General features: G+C 66.3%; 18 protein-coding genes. 6 read left to right on the top strand and 12 right to left on the bottom strand.

What is annotated here, in order from left to right; translation table 11 throughout:
• Window positions 1-2 precede the first annotated feature (2 nt).
• The 3 genes from GEU84_RS12165 to GEU84_RS12155 are packed head-to-tail and all read right to left on the bottom strand — an operon-like array spanning window position 3 to window position 2,100.
• On the bottom strand, window positions 3-476 hold the full coding sequence (locus tag GEU84_RS12165; RefSeq protein WP_152825733.1) for a DUF6446 family protein: 474 nt from the start codon (window positions 474-476) through the stop codon (window positions 3-5).
• Window positions 477-478: 2 nt separating this feature from the next.
• Window positions 479-1,156: an FkbM family methyltransferase gene (locus tag GEU84_RS12160; protein ID WP_174539830.1), complete on the bottom strand. Its 678-nt coding sequence runs from the start codon at window positions 1,154-1,156 to the stop codon at window positions 479-481.
• Window positions 1,153-2,100 (bottom strand): glycine--tRNA ligase subunit alpha, encoded by a 948-nt coding sequence (locus tag GEU84_RS12155; protein WP_152825729.1) that lies wholly within the window; start codon window positions 2,098-2,100, stop codon window positions 1,153-1,155. The genes GEU84_RS12160 and GEU84_RS12155 overlap by 4 nt, the downstream gene beginning before the upstream one ends.
• A gap of 231 nt (window positions 2,101-2,331) precedes the next feature.
• Between GEU84_RS12155 and GEU84_RS12150 the strand changes: the two genes are divergently transcribed.
• A complete protein-coding gene (locus GEU84_RS12150) occupies window positions 2,332-4,194 on the top strand; it encodes a serine protease (protein WP_152825726.1) in 1,863 nt (620 codons plus the stop codon).
• 284 nt (window positions 4,195-4,478) lie between these two features.
• On the opposite strand, the gene GEU84_RS12145 is transcribed toward GEU84_RS12150, so the two are convergent.
• Window positions 4,479-5,594 (bottom strand): Gfo/Idh/MocA family protein, encoded by a 1,116-nt coding sequence (locus GEU84_RS12145; protein ID WP_338144792.1) that lies wholly within the window; start codon window positions 5,592-5,594, stop codon window positions 4,479-4,481.
• Between the two features lie 63 nt (window positions 5,595-5,657).
• Window positions 5,658-6,359, bottom strand: a complete 702-nt coding sequence (locus GEU84_RS12140) for a GntR family transcriptional regulator (protein WP_152825722.1) — start codon at window positions 6,357-6,359, stop codon at window positions 5,658-5,660.
• Between the two features lie 90 nt (window positions 6,360-6,449).
• Between GEU84_RS12140 and GEU84_RS12135 the strand changes: the two genes are divergently transcribed.
• From GEU84_RS12135 to GEU84_RS12120, 4 genes are read left to right on the top strand one after another with little or no spacing between them, the layout of a single operon-like run.
• The gene (locus GEU84_RS12135) at window positions 6,450-7,607 is read left to right on the top strand and encodes an LLM class flavin-dependent oxidoreductase (RefSeq protein ID WP_152825720.1); all 1,158 of its coding nucleotides are present in this window, start codon (window positions 6,450-6,452) and stop codon (window positions 7,605-7,607) included.
• A gap of 5 nt (window positions 7,608-7,612) precedes the next feature.
• Complete coding sequence (locus GEU84_RS12130; protein WP_152825847.1) at window positions 7,613-8,503, top strand: aldo/keto reductase; 891 nt, start codon at window positions 7,613-7,615, stop codon at window positions 8,501-8,503.
• Window positions 8,504-8,535: 32 nt separating this feature from the next.
• Window positions 8,536-9,036 (top strand): flavin reductase family protein, encoded by a 501-nt coding sequence (locus tag GEU84_RS12125; RefSeq protein WP_152825718.1) that lies wholly within the window; start codon window positions 8,536-8,538, stop codon window positions 9,034-9,036.
• A 20-nt stretch (window positions 9,037-9,056) separates the two neighbouring features.
• On the top strand, window positions 9,057-10,064 hold the full coding sequence (locus GEU84_RS12120) for a YeiH family protein (protein WP_152825717.1): 1,008 nt from the start codon (window positions 9,057-9,059) through the stop codon (window positions 10,062-10,064).
• A 4-nt stretch (window positions 10,065-10,068) separates the two neighbouring features.
• Here GEU84_RS12120 and GEU84_RS12115 read toward each other — a convergent pair whose 3' ends face one another.
• A complete protein-coding gene (locus tag GEU84_RS12115) occupies window positions 10,069-11,094 on the bottom strand; it encodes a YcjF family protein (RefSeq protein ID WP_174539829.1) in 1,026 nt (341 codons plus the stop codon).
• Window positions 11,091-12,506, bottom strand: coding sequence for a YcjX family GTP-binding protein (locus GEU84_RS12110; protein ID WP_152825715.1), 1,416 nt, complete (start codon window positions 12,504-12,506; stop codon window positions 11,091-11,093). Before GEU84_RS12110 ends, GEU84_RS12115 begins: the two co-directional genes overlap by 4 nt.
• A 105-nt stretch (window positions 12,507-12,611) precedes the next feature.
• Between GEU84_RS12110 and truA the strand changes: the two genes are divergently transcribed.
• On the top strand, window positions 12,612-13,424 hold the full coding sequence (gene truA / locus GEU84_RS12105; protein ID WP_152825713.1) for a tRNA pseudouridine(38-40) synthase TruA: 813 nt from the start codon (window positions 12,612-12,614) through the stop codon (window positions 13,422-13,424).
• A gap of 24 nt (window positions 13,425-13,448) precedes the next feature.
• Here the strand turns inward: truA and GEU84_RS12100 are convergent, their stop codons facing one another.
• The 5 genes from GEU84_RS12100 to GEU84_RS12080 all read right to left on the bottom strand — a co-directional run bounded on the left by GEU84_RS12100 (window position 13,449) and on the right by GEU84_RS12080 (window position 17,401).
• A complete protein-coding gene (locus GEU84_RS12100; RefSeq protein ID WP_152825711.1) occupies window positions 13,449-13,823 on the bottom strand; it encodes a response regulator transcription factor in 375 nt (124 codons plus the stop codon).
• A gap of 1 nt (window position 13,824) precedes the next feature.
• Window positions 13,825-14,346 (bottom strand): hypothetical protein, encoded by a 522-nt coding sequence (locus tag GEU84_RS12095; protein WP_152825709.1) that lies wholly within the window; start codon window positions 14,344-14,346, stop codon window positions 13,825-13,827.
• Between the two features lie 94 nt (window positions 14,347-14,440).
• Window positions 14,441-16,402: a sodium:solute symporter family protein gene (locus tag GEU84_RS12090; protein WP_152825707.1), complete on the bottom strand. Its 1,962-nt coding sequence runs from the start codon at window positions 16,400-16,402 to the stop codon at window positions 14,441-14,443.
• 15 nt (window positions 16,403-16,417) lie between these two features.
• Complete coding sequence (locus GEU84_RS12085) at window positions 16,418-16,675, bottom strand: DUF4212 domain-containing protein (protein WP_152825705.1); 258 nt, start codon at window positions 16,673-16,675, stop codon at window positions 16,418-16,420.
• A gap of 63 nt (window positions 16,676-16,738) precedes the next feature.
• Entirely contained in the window at window positions 16,739-17,401 is a 663-nt protein-coding gene (locus tag GEU84_RS12080; RefSeq protein ID WP_152825703.1) for an adenylate kinase, read from the bottom strand.
• Window positions 17,402-17,406: the final 5 nt, after the last annotated feature.

Genomic DNA, 17,406 nt, shown 5'->3' with positions numbered 1-17,406 from the left:
GATCAATCTTTTGTTGTGGCGTTCAGCTGGTGCCAGGCGAAGGCGCGGCCATCGGGAAAAACCGCGACCACGCGGTCCACCCCGGGCGAAATCTCAGGCACCGACAGAAAGGCGATAGCCTCGCCGGTTTCCAGCGCGCGACCGATGCGGGGGGCGTCGAAACAGTCAAACCAGCCGGGCGCGTTCAGGGGTTCGGCGCTGTCATAGACGCGGTAGGTCTCGGTCAGCAGGGCCTGTGACAGCGGCGTCGTGAAACAGGCGCGGAACCGCAGCGGAGAGCTGTCGGCATCGATGCCCTCGATGTTGTTGGCAACAATCACCTCGGGCGCGTCACCGATGATCGGCGTCAGGCGGATCTCGTCGCCCGGGGTGAAGGCCACGGGTTGGTAATAGGCGTAGACCTGAGTGTAATACAGCGCGACACCCGCCAGCAAAGCTATCATGAGGATCACCACTACTGCTATTTTTCCGGCCATGTTCAATGCCAGTTCCAGTTGACGCGGGGCTGGGCCAGCCCCCGGCTTGCCGCCCGCAGCGCGTCGGTGCGGCGGGCAAGCTGGGGAATGCCGCGCTCATGCGTCTCGACGAATATGCGCGCGATGCGGGCGGCGACGGGATGGGCCAGCAGCGCCTCCATCAGCGGCACCTCGGCGCCCTCGATGTCGATCTTCAACAGCGCCACGTCGCGGTTCAGACCGGCCACAAAGCGCGGAAAATCGACAAGCCGCACGGGCACTCCCTGCCCGCCTGCCACATTCGCCTTGGCCGCAATGATGGAAGAGGATTTTGTGCGCGAGTCGGGGGCGGCTGCGAAATCAGCATGGCGGTGCAGGGTGATCGTGCCCTCGGCATCGCCCGCCGCGGCCGCGATCAGCGTGACATTGGGATAACCACGCATCGCCACCTGCAACAGACCAAAGGCATGCGGATCAGGCTCGAACGCATAGACCTGCGCGCCGCGCTCGGCCATCGGACGGGTGAAGCGGCCCACGTTGGCCCCCAGATCAATCGCCACATCGTCGGGTGTCAGCGCAGCCACCGCCGCGCGGAATTCGCGCTTGGCCTGCGCCTTGGCCAGCCGCCGCTGCAATGTCAGCACACGCCAGACATGGCGCAGGCGCACGCGGCGGGCTTCGCTGGCGGGTGTGTCGGTCATGCTGCGGCCCCGGCCCGGTCGCTGTGCGAATGCCCCGCTTCGGTGGTCACGAAAGCATCGGCGCATTTTTTCGCCAGCGCCCGCACGCGCCCGATATAGGCCTGCCGTTCGGTCACGGAAATCACGCCGCGCGCGTCCAGCAGGTTGAACAGATGGCTGGCCTTGATGCACTGGTCATAGGCCGGGTGTGCCATGATGATCAGCCGGCCGGCCTTGTCCAGCCCCGGCGCGTTCAGGATGCGGCCGCATTCCGCCTCGGCATCCTCGAAGTGTTGCAAGAGCATGGCCGTGTCAGCCTGATCGAAGTTCCAGCGCGAATATTCCTGCTCGGTCTGGCGGAAGATGTCGCCATAGGTCAGCGGGATCGGGCTTTGCGGATCGTTGAACGGCATGTCCATCACATGATCGACACCCAGCACATACATGGCCAACCTTTCCAGACCATAGGTAAGCTCGCCCGAGACCGGCCGGCAATCATGCCCGCCGACTTGTTGGAAATAGGTGAACTGGCTCACCTCCATCCCGTCGCACCAGACTTCCCAGCCCAGACCCCAGGCGCCCAGCGTGGGGCTTTCCCAGTCATCCTCGACAAAGCGGATGTCGTGCAGCGTGGCGTCGATGCCGATCGCCTCAAGGCTGCCCAGATACAGATCCTGCATGTCGGGGGGCGAGGGTTTGATCAGCACCTGATACTGGTAGTAATGCTGCAAACGGTTCGGGTTCTCGCCATAGCGCCCGTCTGTCGGGCGGCGCGATGGCTGCACATAGGCCGCGGCCCAGGGTTTTGCCCCCAACGCGCGCAGCGTCGTGGCGGGGTGAAAGGTGCCGGCCCCCACCTCCATGTCATAGGGTTGCAGCACGGCACAGCCCTTTGCCCCCCAATAGGTCATCAACCGCAGGATGATCTCCTGAAAGCTGCGCGGCGGCGTGGGTTTGCCTGTCATCTGCGGCCCCTCTTGCAAAGCGCCCTCTGCATAGGCAAGAGGCGCGAAAGGGTCAATGCGGCCTGGCCACCCGCGGGGGCAGAAATCGGCGCTCGGCGGAAACAGGTTCACGGCAGAATTGATGTGCATCGCCCCCGGTCCGTTGCTAGCTTGCCGCAACGCACGGGGCCATGACAGGGAAGTGACAGGGTTTTGAGAACGGACCGGGTTTTGACACGACTGACACAGGCCATGACACGATTGACGCTGGCCCTCACCGTGATGGCGGCGTTGGCATTCGGCGCAGCCGCGCAGGCGCAACAACTGGTCTGGGTGCAGATCGAGGCGCAACCCACCCTGGTCGAGGGCGAGGAACGCGCCCGCGCCTATGCCTCGGCCTTTCCCGATGTGGCGGGGTTCCAGATGACCTCGGGCTGGTATGCCATCGCCCTTGGCCCCTATGCGCCGGAACTGGCGGCGATCCGGCTGGCCGACCTGCGCGCCGAACGGCTGATCCCGTCTGACAGCTACGTAAATGACGGACGCAATTACCGCCAGCCCTTCTGGCCCGTTGGCAATCTGGGCGCACCGCTGCCCGAGGCGGTCGAGGTGGCACCGCTGCCCGACCTGCTGCCCCAGAATCTGCCCGAACCCCTGCCGCTGCCGGAGGAGGACATCGCGCTTGCGCCGCTGCCCGAGCCGCCCGTGGCCGAACCCGAACCCCTGCCGGAACCCGAACCCCTGCCGGAACCCGAACCCCTGCCGGAACCGGAACCCCTGCCCGAGCCCGAAGAAACCCCGGCCGAGGCCCGCCGCTCTGAAAGCCTGCTCGACCGCCCGGCGCGCGAGGCGCTGCAAATCGCGCTGCAATGGTATGGCCATTACACCGCCGCCATCGACGGCGCTTTCGGCCCCGGCACGCGCAACTCCATGGCCGCGTGGCAGACCGAACAGGGGCTGGAACCCACCGGCGTGCTGACCACCCGGCAGCGCGAGACGCTGCTGGCAGGCTATGCACAGGCGCAGGCCGAACTGGGCCTGGCCACAGTGACGGAACCCGAGGCGGGGATCGAGATCACCCTGCCGCTGGCACTGGTGGCCTTTGACCATTACGAACCACCCTTCGTGCATTTTGCCGAAAAAGACGGGTCCGGCGTGCGGGTGATCCTGATCAGCCAACCCGGCGACCAGGGCACGCTTTATGGCCTTTACGACGTGCTGCAAACGCTGGAGGCTGTGCCGCTGGACGGGCCGCGCGAACGGCGCGAGCGGTCCTTCACCATCGAAGGGCGCAATGGCAGCCTTGCCAGCCATACCTATGCCGAACTGTCGCAGGGTCTGGTGAAGGGCTACATGCTGGTCTGGAACCCCGCCGATGATGACCGCATGGCGCGGGTGCTGGCCGCGATGCAGGCCAGCTTCCGTTCAGTGGGCGACCGCGCGCTGGACCCGGGCCTTGTGGCCATGCCCGACGAGGCGCGGCAGGGCCTGCTGTCGGGGCTTGAGGTGCGCCGTCCGAAACTGTCACGTTCCGGCTTTTTCGTCGATTCTGCGGGCGCCGTGCTGACCACGATCGAGGCGGTGGACCAGTGCCGCCGCATCACCATCGACCGCGATATCGAGGCGGACGTGGAATTTGCCGATGCTGCTCTTGGCGTTGCTCTGGTGAAGCCGCGCACCGCCATGGCCCCCCGGGCGGTCGCCACCTTCCAGACCACGGCGCGGGCCGGGGCCGAGGTTGCGGTGGCGGGTTTTTCCTACGAGGACAAGCTCCCCGCACCCACCCTGACCTTCGGCACGCTGGATGATCTGGCCGGGCTGAATGGCGAGGCGGGCCTGCGCCGCCTGACGCTGGCCGCCCTGCCCGGCGATGCAGGCGGCCCGGTGTTCGACGGGGCCGGGGCAGTGCTGGGCATGCTGCTGCCCAAGGCCGACGACCCGGGCCGGCAACTGCCCGCCGAAGTCAGCTTTGCCGCCGCAGCCGCCAGCCTTGCAACACGGCTGTCCGATGCCGGCACCGCCGCGCAATCCGCCACGGCCAGCGGGGCAGTCGCCCCCGAAGACCTGACCCGCATCGCCGAAGACATGACAGTGCTGGTGTCCTGCTGGAACTGACCCGGGCCGGGCCGCCGCGCTGTGGCGGCCCGACGCTTTGCCTGCCTTGCCCGCCCCTGTTGCGCCGCGCGGCCCAGGCAAACTGCCCGAACGCGGCCAGGCCCGGCCGCACCTGCGCCATTCCCGGTTTTCAGCTTGTCCCGCCGGGCCCCCGCACTTGCGACCGGCCCCGCCCCGACATTCTGTCGCGGCATTTTCTGTCTCAAAATATCCCCGCCGGAGGCCTCGACAAAGGCCACCGGCACAGCCGCTGGCGCAGGGGCGCACAATGGTTCCGGGGGTGGTCAGTGGGGGGCATAGCCTTCGGTTGCCAGCACCACCGCGCGCCCGGTGCGCGCCGATTCCTGCGCCGCCAACCCCATGGCCACAGCCCACCAGCCGTCCGTCAGCGTCACAGCCGGGGCCTGTTCCCCCCGTGCCGCGCGGTTGAACCCGGCATGCTGGTAATAGGTCGATCCGTTGTGATCGCCCGCCGCCAGCAATGCGGGGTCCACCGGCACATCCAGCACGCGGGGGCCCTTGGGGTCGCGCGGCGACACGATCACCTGCGGCACCGGGGCCTCGCCCAGATGCGCGGGCCAGAACCGCCCCGGCCCGGGCACCAGACATTCGATCTTGCCCAAGGGCCCCACCGCCGAAATCTCTTCCTGATAGCGTGACCCTTCGGCGAACATGCACAGTTCCAGCATGGCGCGCAGCCCGTTCTCGAAATCGACGATCACATAGGCATTGTCCCAAATGTCGGGCCGCTCGCCATTGGGCAGAACCTCGTCCTTGTGGTTCACCGCCTGCCCGCCCGATGCCATGACACGCACCGGGTTGCACCCGGCAATCAGGCGCATCAGATCAAAGAAGTGGCAGCATTTTTCCACCAGCGTGCCGCCGGTGCGGGTGTTCAGCCGGTTCCATTCGCCCACCTTGTGCAGGAACGGGAACCGATGCTCGCGGATCGTCAGCATCTTCACGCCGCCAGTGGCCGCCTGCGCCTCGGCCACCAGATGCGCCACCGGGGGCATGTAGCGGTATTCCATCGCCACCCAGATCGGCGCGGGATAGGCGCTGCGCAGCGCCACCAGGCGCGGGGCATCGGCGGGGTCGGTGAACAGCGGCTTTTCCACCAGCACCGGCAGCGGGCGGATGGCGGCGATCTCCTCCATCTGGCGCAGGTGCAGGTAATTGGGCGAGGCGATCAGCAGCACGTTCACCGCCTCGACCGCCAAGAGGCCCGCCACCGAATCCACCAGCACCGCGCCCGGCGCATGGGCAGCCGCCTCGGCCCGCATCGCGGCATCCGGCTCGAATATCGCCGCCACTTCGGCATCCTCCAGCAGGGCAATGTTGCGCAGATGCTCTTGCCCCATCATGCCGCAGCCGATGATGCCGTAACGAATGGTCTTCACGTCTCTTCCCCTTTTTCTGCCCCGGCCCGTTGCAGGCCACGTTCCGCCCGCCATGGCGGGCGGTCATTTCAGCCGCGCCACATAGCGCGTGGTGTGATGGTCGAACCATGTGCGCGATACTTCGGCCCGCGCCCCGTCCTGCGCCCAGGACACGCGGGTGACATGCGGCACCGGCGCACCCGGAGCATGGGGAAAGGCGGGGGGCGACCAGCCGGGCACTGTCGCCAGATCCAGCCGGTCTTCGGCCCGCGCGATCCACAGGCCCAGCCGTGTGCGGTAGTAAAGATACAGCGATTCAACCAGATCATCGGCGGTGATGCGCGGCACATAGGCCCCATCCAGCCAGATCTCCTCGATTGCCGCGACCTGCCCCGACAGGAATCGCAGGCGGCGGATGCGGTGGCCCTCGGCACTGGTGCCGAACTCGGGCAGGCCAGGGTCTTTGGCCAGCCGTTCCACCGACAGCACCTGCGCCGTGGGCAGGCCACCGCCCGCCGCCAGTTCCAGCCGGAACAGCGCATAGACGCTGTCAGGATCAGACTTGGCACGAATGTAGTTGCCCGACCCCTGCACCCGCACCAACATGCCCTTTTCCGTCAGATCCTTCAGCGCGGCGCGCAGCGTGCCCACGGCTATGCCCATCTCGGCGGCCATGTCGCGTTCCGGCGGCAGGCGTTCACCGTCGATCAGCCGACCCGCCGCGATATCGCGGATCAGCAGTTCGGATATTTGCTGATACAGGGGCAAGGAGCCGCGTTGTGTCATCGTTTGGGCGCAACCGAATAATTGATACAGTATTGATTTACATCATAGCGAATGTTACGCAAGAGAAAATATCGCCCCGGAGGAGATTCGATGACCATTGTTCCCGTCACATCCGCTGATCTGGATGCCGCCGAAGTCAGCTGGTTCGCGGCGCTCTGCTCGGACGATTACGAATATCTGGGCGTGCCCGACGGGCGGCTGCGGTCGTCGTGGGACCATTGCTCGACCATCGTGAAAACCGCTGAATGCCACGGGTTCCGCAACATCCTGTGCCCGTCCTCGTATCAGGTGGGGCAGGATACGCTGTCCTTCGTGGCGGGCTGCGCGCCGATCACCACCGACATCAACTTTCTGGCCGCGATCCGCTGCGGCGAGATGCAGCCGATCATGCTGGCCCGCACCGTGGCCACGCTGGACCACATGCTGAAAGGCCGCCTGACGCTGAACGTGATTTCGTCGGATTTCCCGGGCGAGGTGGCCAGTTCCGCCTTCCGCTACAAGCGGTCGCATGAGGTGGTCGAGGTGCTGCGGCAGGCATGGACGCGCGATACCATCGACTATGAGGGCGAGGTTTACCAGTTCAAGGGCGTGCCCACCGACCCCGCCCGCCCCTATCAGCAGAACGGCGGGCCGCTCTTGTATTTCGGCGGCTATTCCCCCGATGCGCTGGAACTGTGCGGCGCGCAATGCGACGTGTATCTGATGTGGCCGGAAACCAAGGACCAACTGGCCCAGCGGATGCGCGATGTGCATGCCCGCGCGGCGGCGCATGGCCGCACGCTGGATTACGGCCTGCGCGTGCACATGATCGTGCGCGACACCGAGGCCGAGGCGCGGGAATATGCCGAGCATCTGGTGTCGAAACTGGATGACGAATACGGTCAGCTCATCCGCAACCGCGCGCATGACAGCATTTCGCTTGGCGTGGCTCATCAGGCCCGGGCGCGCGAGCTGGCCGACCAGTTCGGCTATATCGAGCCGCATCTGTGGACCGGCATCGGCCGGGCACGTTCGGGCTGCGGTGCGGCGCTGGTGGGATCGGTCGATCAGGTGATGACGGAAATCGAGGCCTATCGAGCGATGGGCATCCGCGCCTTCATCTTCTCGGGTTATCCGCATTTGGATGAGGCCGAACATTTCGGAACCAAGGTGATGCCGCATCTCAAGACCTGTTCCTTGCCACAGGCTTACGGCAGAGTGCCCGCGACAACCCCGGCAACACCGCTGGGCAACGGGGAGCGGCGCTGATGGCGATGGAACGTGTGGAACTGGGGCCGGTCAGCCTGTCGCGGCTGGTCTATGGCATGTGGCGGCTGGGCGATGACGAAAACACCTCGCCCGCGCATGTGCAGGCCAAGATCGAATCCTGTCTGGATCAGGGCATCACCAGTTTCGATCAGGCCGACATTTACGGCGGCTATACCGCCGAGTCGATTCTGGGCGGCGCGCTGAAGGGCAACGCGGCCCTGCGCGACCGGATGGAGATCATCACCAAATGCGACATCGTGGCCCCGGCGGGCCGCTATGCCGACAAGCGGGTGAAATACTATGACACGTCGGGCGCGCATCTCGCGGCCTCGGTCGAGGCAAGCTTGCGCGACATGGCCACCGACCGGCTGGATGTGTTGCTGATCCACCGCCCTGACCCGCTGATGGACGCCGATGAGACAGGTGCGGCGCTGGATGCGCTGGTGGCATCCGGCAAGGTGCGGGCCGTGGGCGTGTCAAACTTTCGCCCCGCCGATGTCAGCCTGCTGCAAAGCAGGATGACCGCCCCGCTGGTCACGAACCAGATCGAGATCAGCCTTCTGGCGCATGACGCAATGACCAACGGCGATCTGGCCTATTTGCAGGAACGCCGCATTCCGCCAATGGCCTGGTCGCCCTTGGCCGGTGGCCGTCTGCTGGCCGAGGCTCCCGAACCTTTGCGCCGCCGCATGGCCGCCATCGGGGCCGAGCATGGCACCGATTGGTCAGCCGTGGCGGTGGCGTGGCTGCTGCGCCACCCTGCGCGGATCATTCCGGTGATGGGCACCAACAGCCTTGATCGCATCGCCCACCTGTCGGATGCCTGCCGCATCGCGCTTGACCGCGAGACATGGTTCGAACTTTACACCGACGCCATGGAACACGAGGTCGCGTGATGCCGGACGGCCAGCCGACAGGAGAGATGCGCATGACCGAGGCCAGCTTTGCCCCCGACGCCGCCAATGCCCGCGCGTTCCGCAACGCTCTGGGCGCCTTTGCCACCGGCGTCACGGTGGTGACCATCGCGTCATCCGATGGGCCGATGGGCATCACGGCGAACAGCTTTGCCAGCGTGTCGCTGGACCCGCCGCTGGTGCTGTGGTCGCCTGCGCGGTCATCCAGCCGCTTCGTGCATTTTGCCGAAGCCAGCCATTTCGCCGTGCATGTGCTGCCGCTGGAACTGGCTGATCTTTGCGGCCGGTTCTCGCGTGGCGGGCCGGGGTTTGACGGGCTGGAGGTCACGTTCAACCCAGCGGGCGTGCCGCTGCTGGCGGGGTCGCTGGCACGGTTCGAATGCGAAACCCATGCCACCCACGAAGGCGGCGATCACCGCATCGTGGTGGGGCTGGTCACGCAGGTCACGATGCGCGACGGCGAGCCTTTGCTGTTCAGCAGGGGCGCTTTCGGGCGGTTCAGCGCGGGGCTGTGACCCCCCTTTCAGGTGTGCCCATGGCCGTGCCCGTTCTGACGAAACCCTTTTGGCAGGCCCGCCTGCCAGGCCTTGCCGTGGCCGCACTGGTCGCCGTGACCGCGCAGTTCCTGTCGGAACACTACGGCGCACCCGCCATGCTGATGGCGATCCTGCTGGGGATCGCGCTGCATTTCCTGTCGGAAGAGGGCAAGACCGTGGTGGGCATCGAATTTGCCGCCAAGGGGGTCTTGCGGCTGGGCGTGGGCCTGTTGGGCGTGCGCATCAGCCTTGAGATGTTTCTGGGGCTGGGGGCCGAAACGCTGGCGCTGGTGCTGGGTGCGTTGGTCGCCACCATTTGCTTTGGCTTGCTGGCCGCCCGCGGCTTTGGCCAAAGCCGCGCCTTCGGGTTTCTGACCGGCGGGGCGGTGGCGATCTGCGGGGCATCCGCCGCCATGGCCATCGCCGCCGTGCTGCCCAGGCATGACAAATCGGAACGCGATCTGGTGTTCACCGTGGTGGGCGTGACGGTGTTGTCAACCATGGCGATGATCGTCTACCCCATTCTGGCCGGGCGGCTGGGGCTGGATGCGCAGGCCACCGGCATATTCTTTGGCGGCACGATTCACGATGTGGCGCAGGTGGTGGGCGCGGGCTTTTCAGTGTCGGAGGAAACGGGCGAGTTTGCCACGCTGGTCAAGCTGATCCGCGTGACGGCGCTTGCCCCGGTGGTGCTGATTGCCGCCCTGCTGATCCGGGCGCAGGGGGCGGGCACGGGCCCGCGCCCGCCCCTGGTGCCGGGTTTCGTGCTGGCCTTTCTGGCGCTGGCCGCGCTGAATTCCTTGGGGCTGATCCCCGCCCCGGTGATCGAGTTTGCCAATGGCGTCAGCCGCTGGGCGCTGCTGACGGCCATCGCCGCCGTGGGCATGAAAACCTCGATCCCCGGATTGCTGAAGGTCGGCGGCCCGGCCATTTCGCTGCTGGTGGTGGAAACGGTGTTTCTGGCCCTGCTGGTGCTGGGCGGCGGGCAGGTGATCGCGCTGTTCTGAGGCGTTATTCCTTTGCGCCACCCGTGGGGATCAAACCGGCCAGCGCGCGGCTGACGAGGTTCTGCACCTTGGGCCGGGGGGCGGCGACAAAAGGCAACGGGCGGCACAACTCCATCGCGGCCACGCCGACGCGGGCGGTCAGCGCGCCGTTGATGACACCCTCGCCAAACCGGCGCGACACTTTGGTCAGCAGCCCGCCGCCCGCGACCGACCCGATCAGATCGTCACCGATCGCCATCGCACCGGTGGCGATCAGATAGCCGAACACCCGGCGCAACAGCCGCCAGCTGCCGAAATTGCCCGCGCGCCCGCCGTAGATCTCGGCAATGCGCCGCACCATGCGCAAATTGGCAAACAGCGCCGCCGCCACATCGGCAAAGGCCAAGGGCACCACCGCCGTCACCAGCGCCACCTGCCGGGCTGCACTTTCAATCTCGCGCCGCGCCGCCTGATCCAGAGGGGTCAGCAGTTCGGTTTCCGCCATGGCCAGCAAGCCATCGGCATCGAACACCTCGGCCTGCCGTTCCTTCAGCCTGGCCTGACCCCAGCGCAGATCGGCGCGGTTGGCATAAAGCGTCTCCAGACTGCCCACCACCGCCCGCGCACCCTTCAGGTCAGCCGACAGCCGCGCCTCAACCGCCCGTTCGCGCAAACTGTCCAGCCGCACCAGCCGCAGATAGGCCAGCCATTCGCGCCCTGCCAGCATCAGCGCCGCCAGCGCCGCAAGCCCGATCAGCACGAAGGCAATCGTGCCAAGGATGGTATTGCGCTCCAGCAGGCCCGCCACGAAATCATAGGCGGCGACTGACAGCACGAAACTGAGCATCGCGCCGAATGCCCAAAGCGCAAAGCGCCCCAGCGACGACCCGCGCGGGGTGCTGATTCTGGCCGCCATCTGCATCGCCTCGACTTCGGGGGTCAGCGCCTCGGGCACCGGGAGGGCAAGGCCGGGGTCGGACTCACCCTCCCAATCCAGCAGCAGGGGTTTTTTCTGGGGCCGGTCGTCGGATGGGTTTTTGTCATCGGTCACAGCCGGTCTCCGATCAGGAATTCTGCGGCGCGGTCCAGCCTGATATGCGGCGGGCCTTCGCCGGGTTTCAGGCTGATGCGGGCGGGGGCGAATTGCATCAGGGCAAATTCCTCGGCCAGCCAGCGGTCTGCGCCTTCGCGCGCGGGCGACAGCAGGCGGGCCGGGTCGGCGGGCAATTCACCCGGATACATCGCCGCCTGTTTGCCGGTCGCCAGCAGCCGCCCGCGCACCGCCTCGACCGTTTCACCCCCGCGCTGCACGGTTTCCTCGACCGTGGCCCGCACCGATGACAGCGACATGGCGGTGGTCAGGGCACCCGCAAAGGCCGCCCGGTCACGCGCCTCGCGCAGCATGGCCTGCATGATCGCGGTCAGGCGGGGATGCTGGCTGTGGTGCAGATGGTCGGCCATGGTGGCGGCAAACAGGATGCGCTCCACCCGGTGCCCCAGCAGCAGTTCGGTCAGGAAATTGTTGCGCCCCGGGCGGAAGGTTTTCAATATGTCGGCCATGGTGCGGCGCAGATCCTCCAGCGCCTGCGGCCCGGCGTGGATCGCGCCCAAGGCATCGACCAGCACCACCTGCCGGTCGATCCGGGCGAAATGATCGCGGAAAAACGGTTTCACCACGCGGGATTTATAGGCCTCATACCGCCGCTCCATCTCACGCCACAGGCTGTTGCGGGGGATGCTGGCGGGTTTGGGCAGGGGGGCAAAGGTCAGCACGGGCGAGCCCGCCAGATCGCCCGGCAGCAGGAACCGCCCCGGCGTGCAATCTGACCAGCCCGCGTGCCGTGCGGCGGTCAGATAGCCGGTGAACCGTGCGGCCAGCGCCTGCGCGCGGCCTTCGTCCAGCGGCAGCGACGCATCCTCGGCCCGGGCGGTGGCCATGTAATCCTGCGCCACGCTGCGCTTTTGCAGCCGGGTCAGCGTATCCTCGGACCATTGGGTATAGGATTTCTCCAGCAACGCCAGATCCAGCAGCCATTCGCCGGGATAGTCGATGATGTCCAGATGCACGGTGCGCGGGCCGGAAAGCCCGGCAAAGAACCCCGCAGGCCGCACCCGGAACGACAGCCGCAGTTCAGAGATTGACCGGGTGGAGGCCGGCCAGCGCGGGTCGTCGCCGGTCAGCGCGGCCAGATGGGTTTCATAATCAAAGCGCGGCAGGGTGTCATCGGGCTGCGGTTGCAGAAACACCGCCTCGATCCTTCCATCCGCCTCGGCCCGAAGCTGCGGCATGCGGCCACGGTCCAGCAGATTGGCCACCAGCCCGGTGATGAACACCGTCTTCCCCGCTCGGCTGAGCCCGGTGACGCCCATCCGGATCACCGGCTCGAACAGGGTTTCATTGACCGAGGCGACAGCACTTTCCACGCCGCGCGTGATGCCGTCGGTAATTGTGCTGATGACCAATGCCTGCCCCTGCCTGTTGTCCGGTCAAGATAGGCACCCGGGGGCGGGCTGTGTAGGGGGAAACGGCGGGCTTGGCGCGGGGCGCGCGCGGTGCTAACCGGGGCCATGCCCAGATATGCGCTGAAAATCGAGTATGACGGCGGACCGTTCTGCGGCTGGCAACGCCAGCGCGATGGCCAGCCCTCGGTGCAGGCGGCCATCGAGGCAGCCCTGGCCCGGCTTGGCGCGGCGCAGACGATCGCGGCGGCGGGGCGCACCGATGCGGGCGTGCATGCCACAGGGCAGGTGGCGCATTGCGATATGCAGCGCGAATGGGATGTGTTCCGGCTGGCGGGGGCGATCAATGCGCATCTGCGGCCCCTGCCGGTGGCGGTGGTGGCGGTGGCGCGGGTGGCCGATGATTTCCACGCGCGGTTTTCGGCGGTGGAACGGCGCTATCTGTTCCGCCTTGCGATGCGCCGCGCCCCGGCGACGCATGACCGGGGACTGGTCTGGCAGGTGGGGCATGATCTGGATCTGGCGGCGATGCAGGCGGGGGCGGCCTTTCTGGTGGGTCGGCATGATTTCACCACCTTCCGCGCGGCCTTGTGTCAGGCGGCCTCGCCGGTGAAGACGCTGGACGAGATTTCCATCCGCCGTGTCGAAGGGATGGGCGGGCCGGAAATACAGTTCAGCCTGCGCGCGCGCAGTTTCCTGCACAATCAGGTGCGGTCCATTGTGGGCACGCTGGAGCGGGTGGGCGCGGGGGCATGGAAGCCCGACCGGGTGCGCGCGGCGCTGGCCGCCCGCGAGCGCAGCGCCTGCGGCCCGGTCTGCCCGCCGCAGGGGCTGTATCTGGCGGGGGTGGGCTATGCGGATGATCCGTTTGCGGCAACCGAAGGAAGCGGGGGCCAGCCCCCGCACCCCCGGGATATTTAGAGACAGAAAATGGAAGGAGTGGGGTCAAGGCCCCAGCAGCCGCCGCACCTCGGCGCGCAGGGCGTTCAATTCAAACGGCTTGGTGATGAAGCCATCGGCCCCCAGCGCAAGCCCCCGGCGGCGTTCGCTGGCCGATCCCCGTGCCGTCATCATCAGGATTTTCACCGCAGCCAGCGCCGGATCGCGGCGCACGCCGTCGCAGATGTCATAGCCCGACACCTCGGGCAGCATCACATCCAGCAGCACCAGATCGGGCCTTGTGGCGCGGATTCGCGTCAGCGCATCGGCCCCGCTGGACACGCGGTCATGGGCGTAACCTTCGCGGGTGACGAGGTATTCCAGCGCGGTGGCGATGTTGTCCTCATCCTCGACCACCAGAACGCTGTGCAGCGGCGGCATGTCACCCCTCCCGGCAAGCGGCCTGTTGCAGGGCATCATCGGTGCCAACGGCCTGCCAGGCTGCACCTTGCAACGCGCCATCGGGCGCGAGACTGGCATCGCCAACCAGATCGGCGCGGCGGTGGCCCGCGCAGTCAAACGCCAGCGGCACGCGCTGCGCCCCGGCCCAGCGTTGCACGATCAGCGCATCGGCGCGGCGGAAACCCGCGTTTTCGGCCGAGGTCAGCATGGCCGTGCGGTCCAGCGCCATGAAGCGCGACGAGACGGGGAAAAGATAGGTCCAGGGACGGTAGAACACCCGGTCCTGCGGGCTGGAGACGATGATGACCTCGTCGGGCAATGCGCCGCTGACACGGGGATACCAGCTGTATTCGTTCCAGACCGAAAAGATCAGCATGCCGGCGCCGATCGCGGCGGGCAATGTCCATTTCGGCAGGCGGTTGCGGCTGAAATAGCGCAGCGCCAACACGATGCCCGCCAGCCCGGCACCCGCGCAGATCGTGGCGAGAAGGTCCATCAGCATTGCGGAACCCCGGTGGTATGGAAGGGCGTCATGGTGTTTCCTTGAAAGGGGGTGCGCGCGCCCCGGTGGCAGGGCGCGCGCAATGGTTTTGGTGTCAGTGGGCCTGGGCTTTGCCCGCACCGCGCGGCACGCGGATGGACTCGACCAGATCCTGCACAGCCTGCGGCGGTGCCGCCGTGACCGACGAGACGACATAGGCCGTCACGAAGTTCACGATGGCGCCGACAGTACCGATCGACAGCGGCGAGATGCCGAAGACATAGTTGGCAGCCGTGTCGGGCAGCATGTTGGTGCCGGGGACGAAGAACCAGCCCTTGTAGATGAAGATGTAGACCGAGGTGAACACGAGGCCCACCAGCATCCCGGCAATCGCGCCTTCCTTGTTGATGCGCTTGGAGAAGATGCCCATCATCAGCACAGGGAAGATCGTCGCCGCCGCAAGACCGAAGGCCAGCGCCACAACCTGCGCCGCAAAGCCCGGAGGGTTGAGGCCAAGGTAGGTCGCCACCACGATGGCAAAGCCCATCGCGATACGTGCCGCCAGAAGCTCGCCCTTTTCGGTGATGCCGGGGTTGATCATCCCCTTGATCAGGTCGTGGCTGATGGCCGAGGAAATGGCCAAGAGCAGGCCCGCAGCGGTGGACAGGGCGGCGGCAAGTGCGCCCGCAGCAACCAGTGCGACGACCCAGCCCGGAAGGGCCGCGATTTCAGGGTTCGCCAGAACCATCATGTCGTTGTCGATCCGGGTCACTTCGTTGCCGACCCAGCCACGTTCGGCCAGGGTCTGGCCGCCGATGGTGTCGGTAGCCAGCGCGGCATCCCGCTTGGCGGTCGCATCGGCCACGGCAGCTTCAAGCGCGGTAAGGTCGGAACCCGCCGCAGCGCCAGCCAGTGCAGTTTTCGCAGCAGCCAGTTCACGGTTGGCGGCGGCAGTTGCCGCCGGTTCGGCGAAATACTGGATCTGGCCGTCGCCGTTCAGGTCGGACATGGCCAGCAGGCCGGTCTTTTCCCAAGTGCGGATCCAGCTGAGTTCCGGGTTGCTGTCGATGTCGGCACGGGTGATGGCGGGGCCGTCAAAGGCGCTGCCGGTGGCCGAAGCGGGCCACATCGTCGTCGTCAGGTTCAGACGCGCCATCGAACCCACAGCCGGGGCAACGGTGTAAAGCAGCGCGATGAACACCAGCGCCCAGCCTGCCGACGAACGCGCGTCAGCCACTTTCGGCACGGTGAAGAAGCGGATGATGACATGCGGCAGACCCGCGGTGCCGATCATCAGGGACATGGTGAACAGAACCATGTTCAGCATGTTGGCTGATTCAGACGTATAGGCCTTGAAGCCGAGTTCGGTCACAACCTGGTCCAGCTTGGCCAGCATCGCCACGCCGGAATCGACGCCATCCGGGGTATAGCTGCCGATCAGGCCAAGCTGCGGCAGGAACGAACCCGTCAGTTGCAGCGAGATGAAGATCGCCGGAATGGTGTAGGCGATGATCAGCACGACATACTGCGCCACCTGGGTGTAGGTGATGCCCTTCATGCCGCCCAGAACCGCATAGGCGAACACGATGGCCGCGCCGATATACAGCCCGGTATCCGTCGTCACTTCGAGGAAGCGCGAGAAGGTCACGCCCACGCCGCGCATCTGGCCGATAACGTATGTGACCGAGATGACGATCAGGCAGACAACGGCCACCAGACGCGCGCCTTTGGAATAGAAGCGGTCACCGATGAACTCCGGCACAGTGAACTTGCCGAACTTGCGCAGATAGGGGGCCAGCAGCAGCGCCAGCAGCACATAGCCGCCGGTCCAGCCCATCAGATAGGCCGACTGTTCATACCCGCCGGCCGGGGCCAGCGCGATGATGCCTGCCATCGAAATGAACGAGGCCGCCGACATCCAGTCGGCGCCCGTGGCCATCCCGTTCAGAACCGGGTGAACGCCCTGTCCCGCCGCATAGAATTCCGCAGTCGTGCCCGCGCGGGCCCAGATCGCGATCCCGATGTAGAGGGCGAATGTCGCGCCGACCACAAGCAGGTTGAGTGTGAATTGATCCATTGCTCCGACGCTCCCTTATTCTTCCACGCCGTGTTCTTTGTCGAGCTTGTTCATCCGCCACGCGTAGACGAAGATCAGCACGAGAAACACATAGATTGAACCGTTCTGGGCGAACCAGAACCCGAGGTCGGCCCCGCCAACCGACATGCCCTTGAGCGCCGGTCGCAGGATGATGCCCAGCCCGAACGAGCAGATGAACCAGATCGCCAGTGAAGTCAGGATGATCCGAACGTTTGCAGCCCAGTAGGCGTTGGACGATGTTCTGTCCGCCATGAAGTCTTCTCCCTGTTGTTATAACCCTCCACCGCCCCCGTTCCGGGGATGGTGGCCCCCTTTTCAGGCCGACGCGGATTTTACGATGTCGGCCAAACTTTTGCGGATGTCCGCGATGGCGCCCATCGCGTCGATCCGTTGCAGAACCCCCTGGGCCTGATAATGCGTGATCAGCGGCGCGGTCTGGGCGTGATAGGCCGCCAGCCGGGCCTGCACCGTTTCGGCATTGTCATCGGCCCGCCGCTTGAAATCCGTGCTGCCGCAGGTGTCGCAGCGGCCCGCATGCAGCAGCGGCTTGAAGCTGTCGTGATAGCCCTCGCCGCAAGCCGCGCAGGTAAAGCGCCCGGTGATGCGGGCGACCATCGCGGCATCCTCAACCTCCAGGCTAATGGCCGCTGTGACACGCTGGCCTGTGGCGGCCAGCAGATCATCCAGCGCCGCCGCCTGCGCCGTGGTGCGCGGAAAGCCGTCAAGGACCACGCCGCGCGCCGTGTCGGCATCACGCATCCGGTCACGCAGGATGGCCAGAACGATATCGTCGCTGACCAGCCCGCCTGCTTCCATCACCGCTTTGGCCGCCAGCCCTGCCGGGCTGCCCGCCGCCACCGCCGCGCGCAACAGATCGCCCGTGGACAGTTGCACAAGGCCGAAGTCCTGTTCCAGAATGCGCGCCTGTGTGCCCTTTCCGGCACCCGGCGGCCCCAGCAGGATCACGACAGCGGGCATGGCGA

The organism is Fertoeibacter niger, assembly GCF_009380135.2.
GTDB lineage: Bacteria > Pseudomonadota > Alphaproteobacteria > Rhodobacterales > Rhodobacteraceae > Fertoeibacter > Fertoeibacter niger.
The sequence above is the reverse complement of the archived record's forward strand: the minus strand, read 5'-3'. Positions and strand labels throughout refer to the sequence as shown.